This is a genomic window from Opitutaceae bacterium TAV5, from assembly GCA_000242935.3.
Classification (GTDB): Bacteria; Verrucomicrobiota; Verrucomicrobiia; order Opitutales; family Opitutaceae; genus Geminisphaera.
This window is the reverse complement of record CP007053.1, coordinates 4833559-4848038: the sequence shown is the minus strand read 5'-3', so window position 1 is coordinate 4848038 and position 14480 is coordinate 4833559. Positions and strand designations below refer to the sequence as shown.

General features: G+C 65.4%; 14 protein-coding genes. 7 read left to right on the top strand and 7 right to left on the bottom strand.

Annotated features, from left to right (window positions below; all coding sequences use genetic code 11):
- Positions 1–233 precede the first annotated feature (233 nt).
- Positions 234–437, top strand: coding sequence for a hypothetical protein (locus OPIT5_20575; protein ID AHF92288.1), 204 nt, complete (start codon positions 234–236; stop codon positions 435–437).
- Positions 434–1840 carry a hypothetical protein gene (locus OPIT5_20570; GenBank protein AHF92287.1) on the top strand — a complete coding sequence of 469 codons (1407 nt, stop codon included), beginning with the start codon at positions 434–436 and terminating at the stop codon, positions 1838–1840. Before OPIT5_20575 ends, OPIT5_20570 begins: the two co-directional genes overlap by 4 nt.
- Before the next feature lie 216 nt (positions 1841–2056).
- Here the strand turns inward: OPIT5_20570 and OPIT5_20565 are convergent, their stop codons facing one another.
- A complete protein-coding gene (locus OPIT5_20565; GenBank protein ID AHF92286.1) occupies positions 2057–3367 on the bottom strand; it encodes a diaminopimelate decarboxylase in 1311 nt (436 codons plus the stop codon).
- 241 nt (positions 3368–3608) lie between these two features.
- Here OPIT5_20565 and OPIT5_20560 point away from each other — a divergent pair, with 241 nt between their 5' ends.
- Complete coding sequence (locus tag OPIT5_20560; GenBank protein AHF92285.1) at positions 3609–3830, top strand: hypothetical protein; 222 nt, start codon at positions 3609–3611, stop codon at positions 3828–3830.
- A 35-nt stretch (positions 3831–3865) separates the two neighbouring features.
- Here OPIT5_20560 and OPIT5_20555 read toward each other — a convergent pair whose 3' ends face one another.
- Together OPIT5_20555 and OPIT5_20550 are read right to left on the bottom strand one after the other, a co-directional pair.
- The gene (locus tag OPIT5_20555; protein AHF92284.1) at positions 3866–4555 is read right to left on the bottom strand and encodes a membrane protein; all 690 of its coding nucleotides are present in this window, start codon (positions 4553–4555) and stop codon (positions 3866–3868) included.
- Positions 4548–4976, bottom strand: coding sequence for an LrgA (locus OPIT5_20550; protein ID AHF92283.1), 429 nt, complete (start codon positions 4974–4976; stop codon positions 4548–4550). Before OPIT5_20550 ends, OPIT5_20555 begins: the two co-directional genes overlap by 8 nt.
- A 78-nt stretch (positions 4977–5054) precedes the next feature.
- On the opposite strand from OPIT5_20550, the gene OPIT5_20545 reads away from it, so the two are divergent.
- Positions 5055–5951, top strand: a complete 897-nt coding sequence (locus OPIT5_20545) for a LysR family transcriptional regulator (GenBank protein ID AHF92282.1) — start codon at positions 5055–5057, stop codon at positions 5949–5951.
- 36 nt (positions 5952–5987) lie between these two features.
- On the opposite strand, the gene OPIT5_20540 is transcribed toward OPIT5_20545, so the two are convergent.
- Positions 5988–7520, bottom strand: a complete 1533-nt coding sequence (locus OPIT5_20540) for a cobalamin biosynthesis protein P47K (protein ID AHF92281.1) — start codon at positions 7518–7520, stop codon at positions 5988–5990.
- Positions 7521–7795: 275 nt separating this feature from the next.
- Here OPIT5_20540 and OPIT5_20535 point away from each other — a divergent pair, with 275 nt between their 5' ends.
- Both OPIT5_20535 and OPIT5_20530 read left to right on the top strand, forming a co-directional pair.
- Positions 7796–8230: a rhodanese gene (locus tag OPIT5_20535; GenBank protein ID AHF92280.1), complete on the top strand. Its 435-nt coding sequence runs from the start codon at positions 7796–7798 to the stop codon at positions 8228–8230.
- Positions 8227–8772 carry a methylamine utilization protein MauE gene (locus tag OPIT5_20530; protein ID AHF92279.1) on the top strand — a complete coding sequence of 182 codons (546 nt, stop codon included), beginning with the start codon at positions 8227–8229 and terminating at the stop codon, positions 8770–8772. The genes OPIT5_20535 and OPIT5_20530 overlap by 4 nt, the downstream gene beginning before the upstream one ends.
- A gap of 60 nt (positions 8773–8832) precedes the next feature.
- Here OPIT5_20530 and OPIT5_20525 read toward each other — a convergent pair whose 3' ends face one another.
- The 3 genes from OPIT5_20525 to OPIT5_20515 form a co-directional block, all read right to left on the bottom strand.
- The gene (locus OPIT5_20525) at positions 8833–9402 is read right to left on the bottom strand and encodes a hypothetical protein (protein AHF92278.1); all 570 of its coding nucleotides are present in this window, start codon (positions 9400–9402) and stop codon (positions 8833–8835) included.
- An 83-nt stretch (positions 9403–9485) separates the two neighbouring features.
- The gene (locus tag OPIT5_20520; protein AHF92277.1) at positions 9486–10997 is read right to left on the bottom strand and encodes an anthranilate synthase subunit I; all 1512 of its coding nucleotides are present in this window, start codon (positions 10995–10997) and stop codon (positions 9486–9488) included.
- A 214-nt stretch (positions 10998–11211) separates the two neighbouring features.
- A complete protein-coding gene (locus tag OPIT5_20515; GenBank protein AHF92276.1) occupies positions 11212–13104 on the bottom strand; it encodes a glutamine amidotransferase in 1893 nt (630 codons plus the stop codon).
- Between the two features lie 82 nt (positions 13105–13186).
- Between OPIT5_20515 and glgC the strand changes: the two genes are divergently transcribed.
- Positions 13187–14473, top strand: coding sequence for a glucose-1-phosphate adenylyltransferase (gene glgC / locus OPIT5_20510; GenBank protein ID AHF92275.1), 1287 nt, complete (start codon positions 13187–13189; stop codon positions 14471–14473).
- Positions 14474–14480: the final 7 nt, after the last annotated feature.

Genomic DNA, 14480 nt, shown 5'->3' with positions numbered 1-14480 from the left:
TCAGCAAACCCGTCTTCTCCGTCCGCCGCAACCAAAAGCGCGCCGGCAACGCGGCCGCAGCGGCAGGCTTTCCCCGCCAATCTGCCTGCCGGGCCGGGCGCAGGGGAAGTGGCGCGGGCGGCCCGCCCGCAACGTGGCATGGGCATCCTGCCCATGACTAGAGTTTGGCACCGACTAGTTTTCCAGGAGGAAAGGCTTGATCAATAGTCTAGTTTTAATACTAGTTTTTTTTCATGGGCTATCCAACCAAAGTTCAATGCATCCAGCGCAAGGAAACCTCGCAGTATTACATCAACTTCCCCGCCCCCATCGCCCAGGCGATGGACTTCGCCAAGGGTGAGACCGTCGAGTGGACGATCCACGACAAGGGCCATCTGATCGTTTCGCGACGGGAGGTTCCGCCCGGTCCTGTCCCGGTAAAAAAAACGGCACGTTGAGCGAAGCCTTCGATTATTTGCTCGACGGCCTTGCCCCGGTCTTTGCCTCGCCGGAGGATTTTAGCCGCGCACGCACCCAATGGCTGGCCGGCTTGCTTAATCTGGGCCGGCACACGGTGACCGGGGCATTGAGCACCGCCGGCTCCCAGCACCGGGACTGGTCGGCGGAGTATCGCCTGCTGCAGCGCCTGCCGGTCGATCCGATCTTCGCGCATGTGCGACGCGAAGCGCTGGCGGCCACCGATGCCGACAGGCCCTGGGTGGTCGCGCTGGACGACTCGATCACGCGCAAAACCGGCCGCTGCATCCCCGGCTGCGGCTGGCGCAAGGACCCGCTCGGCCCGCCCTTCAACATCAACTTCGTCCGGGGCCAGCGCGTGCTTCAGTTCTCCGCCGCCATTCCCGCCGCCGACGGCTCGGCCCGACTGGTGCCGGTGGACTGGCAGGAGGCCCCTTTGCCCAAAAAGCCCTCGCGCCACGCCGATGCCCAAACGCAGAAGGCCTATGTTGAGGCCCGCAAACAGGCCAGCATCAACGAAGTCGCCGCCGGACGCATGGAGCACCTGCGCACCGTGACCGAACGACCGATCCACTGGGTGAGCGACGGACGCTTCACCAACCGCACCCTGCTGCGCCGGCTGCCGGAGAACACCGTCCTGATCGGCCGGGTGCGCAAGGATACCAGGCTCTACGCGCCCTGCGACGGGCGGCCCGGCAAAAACGGACGCCCCCGCAGGTATGGCGACACCCTGCCCACGCCGGAACAGTTGCGCACCGACGACACCGTGGACTGGCTCCGGGTGCCGGCCTTCGCGGCGCAAAAGCGCCACGATTTTAAGATCAAGACGCAAGGCCCGGTGCTCGCGCGTATAACCGGAGTGGATACGCTGGTTCGCGTGGTGGTGATCGCCCCCCTGGGCCACCGGCTGAGGAAAGACAGCAAGCTGCTCTACCGCCAGCCCGCCTACCTCATCTGCACCGACGCGGACGTGGCGCTCGAAGACATCCTGCAGGAATACCTGTGGCGCTGGGATATCGAGGTGAACTTCCGCGACGAAAAGTGCCTGCTCGGCGTAAGCGAGGCCCAGGTGCGCGAACCCGAGGCGGTGCGCCGCCAGCCAGCCTGCGCGGTGGCCGCGTATGCCCTGCTGCTGCTCGCCGCCCATCGCACCTATGGCCCGCACGGACTGCCGCCCTCGGTGCCTCTGGCCAAATGGCGACGTGGGGAACCCCCGCGCCGCGCCACCACCGGCCTGCTCATCAACCAACTGCGCGTCGAACTGTGGTCGCCCCACCTCCGCCGCGAGAGTTTATCCCACTTCTGCTCTCGCCCCTCCCCGGATCAGAAGTCCCATAAACCCTCTTCCGACCTCGCATCCGCCTTGTTCTACTCCCATAACTGAATCTCGCATGCGCCAAACTCCAGTCATGGGCATCCTGCCCATGATTCCGGCGTGGCACGGCCATCCTGGCCGTGGACGGCGCGCAGCGCCGCCGGTTTGTTTCCGGACGTCGCGGAGAGGCAACGCTCACGGGCAAGATGCCCGTGCCACGCCGACCCGGCGGCTTCGCCGTCTGCGGGCGGGACGCCCGCGCCACGACGCTCCGCGTCACATCTGTTATTGCAGGAAAGCCGGGACTTTTTCGTTGGCGATCTGCTGTTCGAAAGTCTCGCGGGTGTTGACGAGTTCGAACGCGCCCTGGTTGACCAGCACCTCGGCGGCGAGCGGGCGGGTGTTGTAACGGCTGGCCATCGTGAAGCCGTAGGCGCCGGCGCTGAGGAGCGCGATGTACTCGCCTTCACCGAGCTCCTGGAGCTGGCGGTCTTTGGCGAAGCAGTCGCCGGTCTCGCAGATGGGGCCGACGATGTCGGCGACGAGCGCGCGGCGGGCGGTGTCGCGCTGGAGCGGGACGATCTCGTGGTAACTGTCGTACATGGCCGGCCGCACGAGGTCGTTGAGGGCGGCGTCCACGACGAGGAAGTTTTTGTGCAAACCGCGCTTCAGGTACTCGACGCGCGAGAGGAGAGCGCCGGCATTGCCGACGAGGAAGCGGCCGGGTTCGAGGAGGATCTTGAGGCCGAGCGGCTGAAGCAGGGGGACGAGCGCGGCGCCGTAAGCCTCGGGCGTGATCGGACGCTGGTCGGCCGGCTGCGCGTCCCACCAGGATTGCTGGCCGCTGGCGAGGGCGTCCTTGTAGACGATGCCGATGCCGCCGCCGATGGAGAAGTAGCGGATGCCGTAGCGCGCCTTCAGGTCGGCGGCGAAGGGCGCGACCTTGGTGACGGCCTCGACGAAGGGCTTCACGCTGGTGAGCTGCGAGCCGATGTGCATCTGCACGCCCTTGATCTCGATGTGCGGGTAGCGGGCGGCGGCCTCGTAGGCGGCGGCAGCGGCGGCGAGAGGGATGCCGAACTTGTTGTCCGCCTTGCCGGTGGTGATCTTGGCGTGGGTGTGGGCGTCGACGTCGGGATTGATGCGGATGGCGATGGGGGCTTTCTTGCCCGACCCGAGCTGGCCGGCCACGTGGTTGATGCGGGCGATCTCGGGCTCGCTCTCGACGTGGAAGGCGAAAATGCCGTTTTCGAGGGCCTGCCGGATTTCGGCCTCGGTCTTGCCGACGCCGGCGAAGACGCTGCGCGTCACGTCGGCCCCGGCGGCGATGACACGGCGGATTTCGCCGCCGCTGACGAGGTCGAACGCGGCGCCGAGATTCGCGAAGTGGCGCAGGATCGCGAGCGACGAGTTGGCCTTCATCGCGTAACAGATCTGCACGTCGAGCCCGTCGAGGCTCCGCGCGAGGCGCGTGTAGTTGTCGGCCATCGTGGCGGCGCTGTAGACGTAGGTGGGCGTGCCGTAGAGGCGGGCGACGTCGGCGAGATTGACCGATTCGCAATGCAGGCGGGAACCGTTGTAGTGGAAGTGATGCATGTGGAAGCTGGACTGATCCGGCGCGGGTGGCCGGAGGAATTGGCAGTTGGTAGTTGGAAATTGGAGAAAGGCAAAGGCCGGTAGCGCGGTGCGGTTGGCGACCGGGCGCCACAAAAGGCCGGAAAAGGTGTCGTTTTCGCGGATTGTCCCTTGAAAAACCACTCAAAATTAACGGAGTGGTGCCGAGAGATTACATATGTTGCGCGCCCTTCTCAGTCTGTTCCGCCGACCGCCCGTTCGCATGGGCCGGGTGGACAACGCGCGCATCCATCGCACCCAGATCCGTAACGCGCAGTTCATCAGCTTCTTCTCGGAGCAGAAGTGCATCACGGTGCGCAATTCCGATCGTCATGACCAGCGGCTGCGCCGGTTCCGGATCGTGAAGACGGGCCTCGTGCTCGCGCTCGCCGCCGGGCTCGCCTGGGTGGTGATGGAAAGCGCGAAGGCGATCTCGATGTTCTGAGGGAATGCGGTGACGGCCCCCTCCCCCTCCCCGCTTCACCGCAGGAACGCCATCACGACCGTCGCTCCGAGGACATTGACCAAGCCCGCGAGGACCATCACGAGACCGGCAATCGCCCCTTCCTCCTGACCGAGTTCGCGCGCCCTGGCCACGCCGGCGCCGTGCGCGCCCATGCCGAAGAGGGCGCCGCGGGCGAAAACCGTCCGCAACGGCAGGCAGGCGATCACCGCCTCGCCCACCGCAGCGCCAAAGATGCCGGTGACCGCCGTGAACGACGCCGTCAGCCCGGGAATGCCGCCGATGCTTTCCGATGCGGTCATCGCCAGCGGCGTGGTCACCGACCGCGGCAGCAGGCTCATGCGCAGGTCCGGCGAGAGGTGCAGCCACTCGGCCAGCAGCCAGGCGCTGCCGACGGCGATCAGGCTGCCGGCGGTGACGCCGAGCGCCAGCGTTCCCGCGTGGCGCCGGATCAGCGCGCGCTGCTCGTAAATCGGAAGAGCGAAGGCCACGGTCGCCGGACCGAGCAACGTCACCAGCCAGTGCGTGCCGCGCAGATAATCGTGATACGTGGCATGAAAGACCAGGATCAGGGCTCCGCACACCACCCAGGTCACGAGCAGCGGCGAAGTCCACCAGCAGCGATGCCGGCGGTCGAGGTAACGCGCCAACGCATACACGCCGAGCGTGACGGCGCTCCAGAAAACCGGGATCAGCACCTCACGCATGGTCGCGCTTCAGCCTCCGGCGCAGACTCAGTTCCACCACCGTCGCCGTGCCGGTCATGACGAGCAAGGTGCCGACCATGACCACGCCGAGCAGCTTGAGCCCGGTGAGGCTGAACAGTTCCCGGTGATCGAGCAGGGCCAGCATGGCCGGGACAAAAAACAGCATCAGGTGATCGAGCAGCCCCGTCGCGCCGCGCCGCACCCACGTCTGCGGGAAACGCCCGCTCGCGAGCAGCGCCAGCAGCAAGGCCAGCCCGATGATCGCGCCGGGCACCGGCACGCCGAGCGCGCGGACAGCCTGCTCGCAGAGCCACCAGAGCACGAAGAGCCCCGCCGCCTGCACCCATCGGTTGCGCCGGACAAAAATCCGGCAACGCCTGAACCCTCTCGTTGCTGTTGCTGCCCGGCTGCGTGCGATCATGGAGGAAGTGTAACACCGCTGACCCTATAGCGTAAATGAATTGATGGAATCCTCATTATTCCATAACGGAATGTTCCCATGGAACTGCGAAATCTGCATGCCTTTGTCGAAGTGGTCCGCCAGGGAGGTTTTTCCGCCGCCGCCGCGGTGCTGCACGCCACGCAGCCCACGGTGAGCAAGGCCGTCCGGCAACTGGAGCATGAGTGCCGGGCGACGTTGCTGGACCGGCGCGCGACGCCGCCGCGGCTGACCGATGCGGGCGAGGTCGTGCACCGGCGCGCCGTGGCGATGCTGGCCGAACGCGAGAGCCTGCTCGTGGAGCTGGACGAACTGCGCGGCGTGAAGCGCGGGCGGTTGCGGCTCGGGTTGCCGACGCTCGGGATCAGCGAACTGTTCGCGCCGCGGGTGGCGGCCTACCGGCGCGCGTATCCGGGTGTGGAAATCGAACTGCTGGAAGGCGGCAGCCGCCGGCTGGAGGCGGCGGTGCGCGCGGGCGAGATCGAGCTCGGCGCGTCGTTGCGGCCGGTGCCCGACGAGTTTGCCTGGCAGCCGGTGTGTGACGAGCCGCTGATGGTGTTGCTGCCCGAGGCGCATGCGCTGGCGGGGCGCAAACGCGTGAAGCTCGCGGAGCTCGCGTCGAGCCCGTTCGTGCTGTTCGAGGGCCGCTTCGTGCTCAACTCGCTGATCGCGGAAGCGTGCGCCCGGCGCGGGTTCACGCCGACGGCGACGGCGCGCGGCAGCCAGCCGGATTTCGTGATCGCGCTGGTGGCGGCCGGCCTCGGCCTCGCTCTGTTGCCGAAACTGGTGGTCGAGTCGCGCACCCTGCCCTCGGTGAAGGTGGCCCTGCTCGACGAAACCGATCTGCGCTGGCAACTCGGCATGATCTGGCGCCGCGAGGCCGTGCTCTCCACGGCGGCGCGGAGCTGGCTGGAATTGCTCGGGAAGCGGAAACAGGCGCCGGAGGCGACGGGGTGATTTCCTGCCCGATGCGGCCGGCCTCTGGTGCGGCTTTCAGAGGAGGCAGGAGCGGAAGCCCTTGGTGAGCGCGTCGCGATCCAGATCCTTGCCGATGAACACGAGCGTGTTGGTCCGCGCATCCTTGCCCCAGGGGCGGTCGAACTTCGCGTCGAAGAGCATGTGGACGCCCTGGAAAACGAGCCGGTTATCCGAACCCTTGACGCTGAGCACGCCCTTGCTGCGGTAGATGTCGGCGCCTTTTTTCTGCAACAACTCGCCGATCCAGTTGTTGAGTTTTTGCGCGTCCACCGTGCCCGCCTCGGTGATGCCGACGGAGCTGACGGCGTCCTCGTGGCTGTGCGTGTGCTCGTAATCCTGCTGCCAGGCGGGGCGGACGTTTTCGCCCATCACGGGAATGTGCAGCGGGTGTTCGCCGCAGCCTTCGAAAACGAGGTGGAAACCGGGTTGCGCAATGGTGAGCGGATAGTGGCCGTGACCGTCGTCGAGCACGAGGCGATGGAGCGTGCGGCCGGGCGTGACCGGGTCGCCGGGGGCAACCTTGTTTTCCCAGTCGGCGAAGATGCGGACGGCGTCATCGCGCGCAGCGGCGAGGTCGGCCTCGTCGAGGGATTTTACCGGGAGGATGACGATATCGAGTTCGTTCTCGTTGCCGTGATGATGGTGGTGGTGGTGATGGCCGTGACCGTCAGCGTGTCCGTGGTCATCTTCGCCATGCGCGTGGTCATGGTGGTCGTGGTCGTCGTGCCCGTGCCCGTGTCCGTGCGCGTGATCGTGACCGCAATCGCACCCGTGATCGTGATGAGGGTGGCCGATGACGAGTTCGTGTTTGCCGGCGGGCAGGGCGTAGGCGCCGGCCCATTCGAACGGGTACGTCGGTTCGAGGAAACGCGGGTCGAGCTCGCTGGCGCGGGAGAGGTTGAAGCCGCCGACGTCGAGGACGGCGGCGAGCGGGACGTCGGCGTTGCGGGCGCGGAGGATACGCGTGGCGGCGTTCATCTTGCGGATGCGCGCCTCGAGGCGGTCGAGTTCGTCGGGGGAGACGAGGTCGATCTTGTTGAGGATCAGGACATCGGCGAAGGCGATCTGCTTCTGCACTTCGGGGGAGTCGCCGAGGTGCAGGAGGATGTGCTTCGCGTCCACGACGGTGACGATGCTGTCGAGACGGAAGGCGGCGCGCATTTCGTCGTCGGTAAAAAACGTCTGCGCCACGGGGCCGGGGTCGGCGAGGCCGGTGGTTTCGATCAGGATGCCGTCGAGCCGGTCCTTGCGCTTCATGAGCCGGCCGAGCACGCGGATGAGATCGCCGCGCACGGAGCAGCAGATGCAGCCGTTGTTCATTTCGAAGAGTTCCTCGTCGCTCTGGATGACGAGCTGGTTGTCCACGCCGACTTCACCGAATTCGTTTTCGATGACGGCGAGTTTTTTCCCGTGCTGTTCGGTGAGGATGCGATTGAGGAGCGTGGTCTTGCCCGCGCCGAGGAAGCCGGTGAGGACGGTGACGGGAACGGGCGCGGCCTTGTCGGAGGCGGTGGCGGGAACAGGAGCGGAATCGATGGCGGAGGACATGGATGAAATGCGGAAGGCGGAATTCTGAAAATGCGGCGCCGGAAGGCGAGGGAACAGCATAACACATTTGCCAAGCGGATGGCGGCGCAAGGGCCGTTTTTGCGTGGCGGGCCGGAAGGATACGCCTCACGGAGAACACAGGAAACCTCTTTTCCCTCTCGCCACCGGCGGTCGAAACTGGCGGGCTGACCGGACTGCGGATGATGACCGGACGAAATGACACGACAGGCAAAGGCGGAACGTGGTTGGCCGGACAGGTGATCGTGCGTGCCGCCCTGTTGCTGGCATGCGCAGGGATCCCGGCGGCGCTGTCGGCGTGGCTGCATCCGCGGGTGCCGGTGTGGCCGTCGGCTGAGCGGCTGGCGGTGGCCGAGGCGGAGGCGCGGGAAGGCGAGATCGGGCTGGCGGAACTGAAGGCGGCGGCATTTTACGGCCAATCCCAATCGCACGTGCTCTGGGTCGACGCGCGCAAGGCGGAGGCGTTTGCAGCGGGCCATATTCCGGGTGCGATCAACCTCAACGAAGACACCTGGGAAAGCCTGCTGGAAGGGTTTGTCGAGGCATGGGACGGAGCCGCGCCGGTCGTGGTGTATTGCGACAGCACGGAGTGCGACTCCAGCCGCGCCGTGGCCGCGCGCATCCGGCGCGAGTTTGGCGCCACCCGGGTTTTTACGCTGAAAGGAGGGTGGCAGACATGGCAGCAGCAATGATGGAAAGCGGCACAGGAGTGCCGCACTCCAGGGCGGCTGCGCCGCATGGACGCACGTGGTTTGTGCGGGCGGCGCGCCTGGTTGTCGGCGGGCTGTTGCTGGTGGCGGGGATTCTGAAGGCGGCCGATCCGGCGCGGTTTGTGACGGAGATCGGGCATTACCGGATGACCGGACCGCAACTGTCATGGCTGGCAGGCGTGTATGTGCCGTGGCTCGAGATCGTGTGCGGCGCCGTGCTGCTTTTTGCATGCGGGCGGTACGGCGGCGCGGCCTGGCGCTGGCGGGCCGGCGCGTGGGTGGTGGCAACGGGATTGTATGCGGCGTTCGCGGTTTTTATCGGCGCGGCCTGGGCGCGCGGGCTGGATATTTCCTGCGGCTGTTTCGGAGCGGGATCGTCTTCGGTGGGGCCATGGACGTTCGCGCGCAGCGCCGTGCTGCTGGCGCTCGCGGCGGCCGGAGCGTGGTGCGAGTTGCTGTGTTGCCGCCGCAGGCGGCCTTGGAGTGCGGCAGTCCTCTGCCGCTTTCGAGGTTACCGGCATTGACGAAAGCGGCACGGGAGTGCCGCACTCCAGGGCGGCTGCGCCGCATGGATGCTCCGTGCTTTACCACTCCGCCGCCGGCGCAAAATCGTCCATCACTTGCAAACGGTCAGTCTTGAAACGATAGATGCTTTTCACAGTCGCCGGTAATGCCTCGCGTTCAAACCAGGCCGCCGAACACCACGGATATTGATTTGCCACGGACACGAGACCGTGACGCACCGGATTCTGGTGCGTGTAATTCAGACGGGCAAAATAACTGCGCTGGTGCGTCAGCCTCGTTTCCCAAAAATTGAACCAGGCTTGGCGTCCTTGCCCGGCATCAAGACGGTTCACCCAACCGGCGGTCCTGGCGTGCAATACACTGAGCATATCGGAAAGGTTCGAGGCATCCGGCGCGTTGTCGGGAGAATGTCCGACAAAATGATAGTGATTCGAGAAAACTGCCCACGATTCGAGCCGCCAGCCGAAATCATGGGCAACAGTCAACAAGCCGCGATGCAAGACGACAAGCCGTTCGCGTCCGCGAAAGTGATGCGCTTTTTGACAGGTGCTCGCTGTGACGAAATAGGTGCCTCTCGCGGAAAGTTGGTGCGTCGGGGCGTGCGGCCATGAGGGTTCGGGATTTTTCATTGGCCGGGTTTTATTTTAAAGCGGCACGGGAGTGCCGCACTCCAGGGCGGCTGCGCCGCAACTGCCGTATTTCCGTACTTCGTTCACAGCCGCTCGGCGATCGCCACGGCCTTGAAGAGCGCGGAGGCCTTGTTGATCGTCTCCTGGTATTCGCTCGCGGGGTCGCTGTCGGCGACGACGCCGGCGCCGGCCTGGATGTGAATCTTGCCGTCCCTGATCAGCGAGGTGCGCAGCATGATGCAGGTGTCGAGGTTGCCATCGTAACCGATGTAGCCGAGCGCGCCGGCATAAAAACCGCGCTGGTCCGGCTCGCTGTCGGCGATGATCTGCATGGCGCGGATTTTCGGAGCGCCGCTGACCGTGCCCGCCGGGAAAGTCGCCCGCATCAGGTCGTACGCTGTCTTGCCGGGAGCGATACGGCCCTCCACTTGCGACACGATGTGCATGACGTGCGAGTAGCGTTCGATCACCATCATCTCGGGCACCGTCACGCTGCCGTATTCGCAGACGCGGCCGATGTCGTTGCGCGCGAGGTCCACGAGCATGAGGTGTTCGGCGCGCTCCTTCTGGTCGGCGAGGAGGTCTTTTTCGAGCGCGAGGTCGTCGGCATGCGTGGCGCCGCGCTTGCGCGTGCCGGCAATGGGACGGATTTCCACGAGGCCGTCGGTGAGGCGCACGTGCACCTCGGGCGAGGCGCCGACGATGGCAAAATCCCCCGCGTCGAGGATGAACATGTAGGGCGACGGATTGACCGTGCGGAGCGCGCGGTAGAGATCGAGCGGCGTGCGCGCGAAGGGCTTGGTAAACCGCTGCGAAGGCACGAACTGGATGATGTCGCCGGCCCGGATGAACTCTTTCCCGGCCTCGACGGCACGCTCGAAATTTTCCCGCGAGAAATTGCCGGGCGGCACGGTCACGGGTCCGGGGTCGATGAGCGGGGCGGGCGCGAGCGTGCTCGGGAGGCTGAGGAGCGCGTGGAGTTCGCCGAGTTCGGCCACGGCGTGGTCGTAAGCGGCATCGGCGTCACCGTCGCGGATGTGGGCGTTGACGCAGAGGCGGAGCGTTTGCTTGGCGCGGTCGAAAATCAGCAGCGAATCCGCCAGCATGAAGTAGAGGATCGGCGTGCCGAGGTCGTTGACCGGCGCGGCGGCGGGGACGGTGGGCTCGATGCGGGTGACGTATTCGTAGCCGATGAATCCGACGGCGCCGCCGGTGAAGCGCGGCAGACCGGGAATCGTGACCGGGGTAAAGCCGCTCATTTCCTGCTCGATGAGCGTGAGCGGGTCGGCGGGCGTGGGGACGGTTTGCACCGCCGGGGGTTGCCCGGGCCGGCCGGATGCGCCGGGCGTGCGGATCTCGGTGGTGTCAGGCCCGCAGGCGAAAATCTTGCGCGGACGGCAGCCGATAAAGCTGTAACGCGAGAGGTGTTCGCCGCCTTCGATGGATTCGAGGAGGAAGGACGGGCCGGCGGCCTTGAGCTTGGCGTAGGCCGAGACGGGCGTCTCGAAGTCGGCCATGAGGTCGGCGTAAACCGGGATGATGTTACCCTGGGCAGCAAGCTCGCGAAAGGCGGCGCGGTCGGGAAAGATGGTCATGGGAAAATGGGAAACGGGTTTTGAAAAACCACTAATGGACACTGATGGACACTAATGGACCGAACAGAAGGAGGAACCGCTAAAGAACGCTGAAGAACGCTAAAATGGAGCAAGCTGCAATGGTTTGGTTTCAGCGTTCTTTAGCGGTCCCCTCATGGTTTGGGATTAGTGTGAATCAGTGTCCATTAGTGGTTAAATCTCCGGTTTGGCCGGCTCATTCGACGGTCACGGATTTGGCGAGGTTGCGGGGTTTGTCCACATCGCAGCCGCGTTCGCGGGCGATGTAGTAGCTGAGGAGTTGCACCGGGATCGTGGCGACGATAGGCAGCACCGCCTCGTGGCAGGCCGGGATGCGGATCACGGCATCGGCGAGGTTTTCCGGCAACTCGGCGTCCTCGGTGGTGATGACGATAAGCGGTCCGTTGCGCGCCTTGATCTCCTGCATCGAGGAGACGAGCTTGTTGAACAGCTCGCCGGCCGGTGCGAAAAACACAGTCGGGCACTCGGGGCTGATCAGCGCGATCGGGCCGTGCTTCATCTCGGCAGCCGGATAACCCTCGGCGTGGATGTAGGAAATCTCCTTCAGCTTGAGCGAGCCTTCGAGCGCGATGGGGAAAAGCGCCAGGCGGCCGAGGAACAGCATGTCGGTGGCGGTGGCGTAACGTCTGGCGATGGCCTCGATCTGCGGCGCGGTGTCGAGGACGCGGCGCACGAGGTCGGGCGCGGACTTGAGCGCGTTGACGTAGGTGACGCCGTCGCTGAAACTCATGTCGCGCATGCGGGCGACGTAGAGCGCGAGCATGGCGCCGATGAGGATTTGCGAGGTGAACGCCTTCGTGGACGCCACGCCGATCTCGGGGCCGGCATGCTGGTAGATGCCGCCGTCGGCCTCGCGGGCGATGGTGGAGCCGACGACGTTGCTGATCGCGAGCACCTTGTACCCCTTGCGCTTGGCCTCTCGCAGGGCGGCGAGCGTGTCGATGGTCTCGCCCGACTGGCTGACGACGAAAAACAGCGTGTCGGCCGTGAGCGGGGTGTTGCGGTAGCGGAATTCCGAAGCGTAGTCGCACTCGACCGGGATGCGCGCGAAACGCTCGATGAGGTGCTCCGTCACCATGCAGGCGTGGAGCGCCGTGCCGCAGGCGCAGAACATGAAGCGGTCGATGGCGCGGAAATCGGCGGCGGTGAGGTTGAGTCCGCCGAAATTGGCCGTGCTGCCGTCCTCGGAAAAACGTCCGCGCATGGCGTTCTCGAGCGCCTGGGGCTGCTCGAAAATCTCCTTTTCCATGAAGTGCGCGTGCGCGCCCATCTCGGCCTCGTCCACCGACCACGTGACGGTGTCGATCACCGGCGACACGTCGGCGAGCTCCAGCGTGGTGATCGTGAAGCCGGCCGGGTACGCGCCGGGGCGCACGTGGACGAGTTCGCCGTCCTTCAGGTAAACGACGTTCTGCGTGCGGCTCACCAGCGCCGACACATCGCTGGCGATGATAAACTCGTCCGTGCCGGGCGCCCCCACGCCGAGGATGAGCGGCGAGCCCTTGCGGGCGGCGACCATCTCGCCCGGCGCGTCCACGCACAGGACGGCGATGCCGTAGGTGCCCTCGACATGGAGCAGCGTCCTGCGGACGCTTTCGAGCAGGCGGCTGCCGTCCGGCGCGCCTTCGGGGGTGGGCGCCGGTTCGGGCTCCTTCGCATAGTGGTAGGCGATGAGGTTGCCCAGCACCTCGGTGTCGGTCTCGGAGGCAAACGTGTAACCCTTCGTCAGGAGAAATTTTTTGATGGCGGCGTAGTTTTCGATGACGCCGTTGTGGACGAGCACGATCTTGCCATCGCTGCTCACGTGGGGGTGGGCGTTGGCGTCGGTGACGCCGCCGTGGGTGGCCCAGCGCGTGTGGCTGATGCCGGTGGTGCCGGCGAGCTTTTGTTGCCCGATCGCCCGGACGAGGTTGGCGACGCGGCCGGTTTTCTTGATCAGGGTGAGCCCGCCGGCCTGGAGCACGGCGAGCCCGGCCGAGTCATAACCCCGGTATTCGAGCCGTTTGAGTCCTTCGAGAAGGATGGATGCCGCGCGTTGTTTGCCGACGTAACCGACGATGCCACACATGAGAAAATTAATGGATTTTGGCTGGCAAAATACGCAGCGCTGCAAAGCCTTCGCAAGGCTTTAGGCCCATCCCTACATCATCATGAGTACCCAGAAAAATGTCCTCGCAGTCGTAATGGGAGGCGGACGCGGCACCCGTCTCTACCCCCTGACCATGGAGCGTTGCAAACCCGCCGTCCCCCTCGCCGGCAAATACCGCCTGGTGGACATCCCGATCAGCAACTGCCTCAATTCCGACATCAACCGGATCTTCCTGCTCACGCAGTTCCACACCGCATCGCTGCACCGGCACGTGCAAAACACGTATCACTTCGACCCGTTTGGCGGCGGTTTTGTCGATATCCTCTCGGCCGAGCAGACCGAAAAGACCAACGACTGGTACCAGGGCACCGCCGATGCCGTGCGGCGCAACCTGCAACACTTCCGCGCCTTCCCGCATGAATTCGTGCTCATCCTCTCCGGCGACCAGCTCTACCGGATGGATTTCCGCAAGATCATCCAGCAGCACATCGCCACCGCCGCCGAAGTGACCATCGCCGCCATCCCCTTCCCCGTCTCGAAAGTCGAGGGGCTCGGCCTCATGGGCGTGGGCGACGACCTCTCCATCCAGCAGTTTGCCGAAAAACCCAAGGACCCCGCCGTCATCAACAGCCTCACCGTCAGCGAGGCGGTCGAGGCCCGCCTCCGCGCCCCCTCCGGCGAAAAACACTGCCTGGCCTCGATGGGTATCTACGTGTTCAACCGCCGCGTCCTCGCCGAAGCGCTCGCCAACACCATGACCGATTTCGGCAAGGAGATCATCCCCGGCCTCCTCGGCAAAAAACGGCTTTTCGCCCACGTTTTCGAAGGTTACTGGGAAGACATCGGCACCGTGAAGGCGTTTTTCGACGCCAACCTCGCGCTCGCCCAGCCGCTGCCGCCCTTCAACTTCTTCGACCCCGGCGCGCCCATCTACACGCAGGACCGCTACCTGCCGCCGAGCAAGGTCAACCGCTGCACGTTCGACTACGTCGTCTTCGGCGACGGCTCCATCGTGGAGGACGCCACGCTGCGCCGCTGCGTCATCGGCATCCGCTCGTTCGTGCGCGGCGGCACCGTGCTGGAAAACGTGGTCATGATGGGCGCCGACTTCTACGAGGGCGAGGACGACATCCGCGTCAACCAGGCCAAAAACCTGCCCAATCTCGGCGTCGGCTACGGCTGCAAGATCCGCCATGCGATCATCGACAAGAACGCCCGCATCGGCGACAACGTCGTCCTCGATCCCGCCGGCAAGAGCGACGGCACCTACGCCCATGGCGTGATCATCCGCGACGGCGTGCTCGTCGTGCCCAAAGGCATGACCGTGCCGGGCGGCACCGTGATCTAGGACGCCC

Coding starts and splice junctions, on each gene's coding strand:
- OPIT5_20575 (AHF92288.1), top strand. CDS start 234: ATGGGCTATCCAACCAAAGTTCAATGCATCCAGCGCAAGGAAACCTCG.
- OPIT5_20565 (AHF92286.1), bottom strand. CDS start 3,367: ATGCATCACTTCCACTACAACGGTTCCCGCCTGCATTGCGAATCGGTC.
- OPIT5_20560 (AHF92285.1), top strand. CDS start 3,609: ATGGGCCGGGTGGACAACGCGCGCATCCATCGCACCCAGATCCGTAAC.
- OPIT5_20555 (AHF92284.1), bottom strand. CDS start 4,555: ATGCGTGAGGTGCTGATCCCGGTTTTCTGGAGCGCCGTCACGCTCGGC.
- OPIT5_20550 (AHF92283.1), bottom strand. CDS start 4,976: ATGATCGCACGCAGCCGGGCAGCAACAGCAACGAGAGGGTTCAGGCGT.
- OPIT5_20545 (AHF92282.1), top strand. CDS start 5,055: ATGGAACTGCGAAATCTGCATGCCTTTGTCGAAGTGGTCCGCCAGGGA.
- OPIT5_20540 (AHF92281.1), bottom strand. CDS start 7,520: ATGTCCTCCGCCATCGATTCCGCTCCTGTTCCCGCCACCGCCTCCGAC.
- OPIT5_20530 (AHF92279.1), top strand. CDS start 8,227: ATGATGGAAAGCGGCACAGGAGTGCCGCACTCCAGGGCGGCTGCGCCG.
- OPIT5_20525 (AHF92278.1), bottom strand. CDS start 9,402: ATGAAAAATCCCGAACCCTCATGGCCGCACGCCCCGACGCACCAACTT.
- OPIT5_20520 (AHF92277.1), bottom strand. CDS start 10,997: ATGACCATCTTTCCCGACCGCGCCGCCTTTCGCGAGCTTGCTGCCCAG.
- OPIT5_20515 (AHF92276.1), bottom strand. CDS start 13,104: ATGTGTGGCATCGTCGGTTACGTCGGCAAACAACGCGCGGCATCCATC.
- glgC (AHF92275.1), top strand. CDS start 13,187: ATGAGTACCCAGAAAAATGTCCTCGCAGTCGTAATGGGAGGCGGACGC.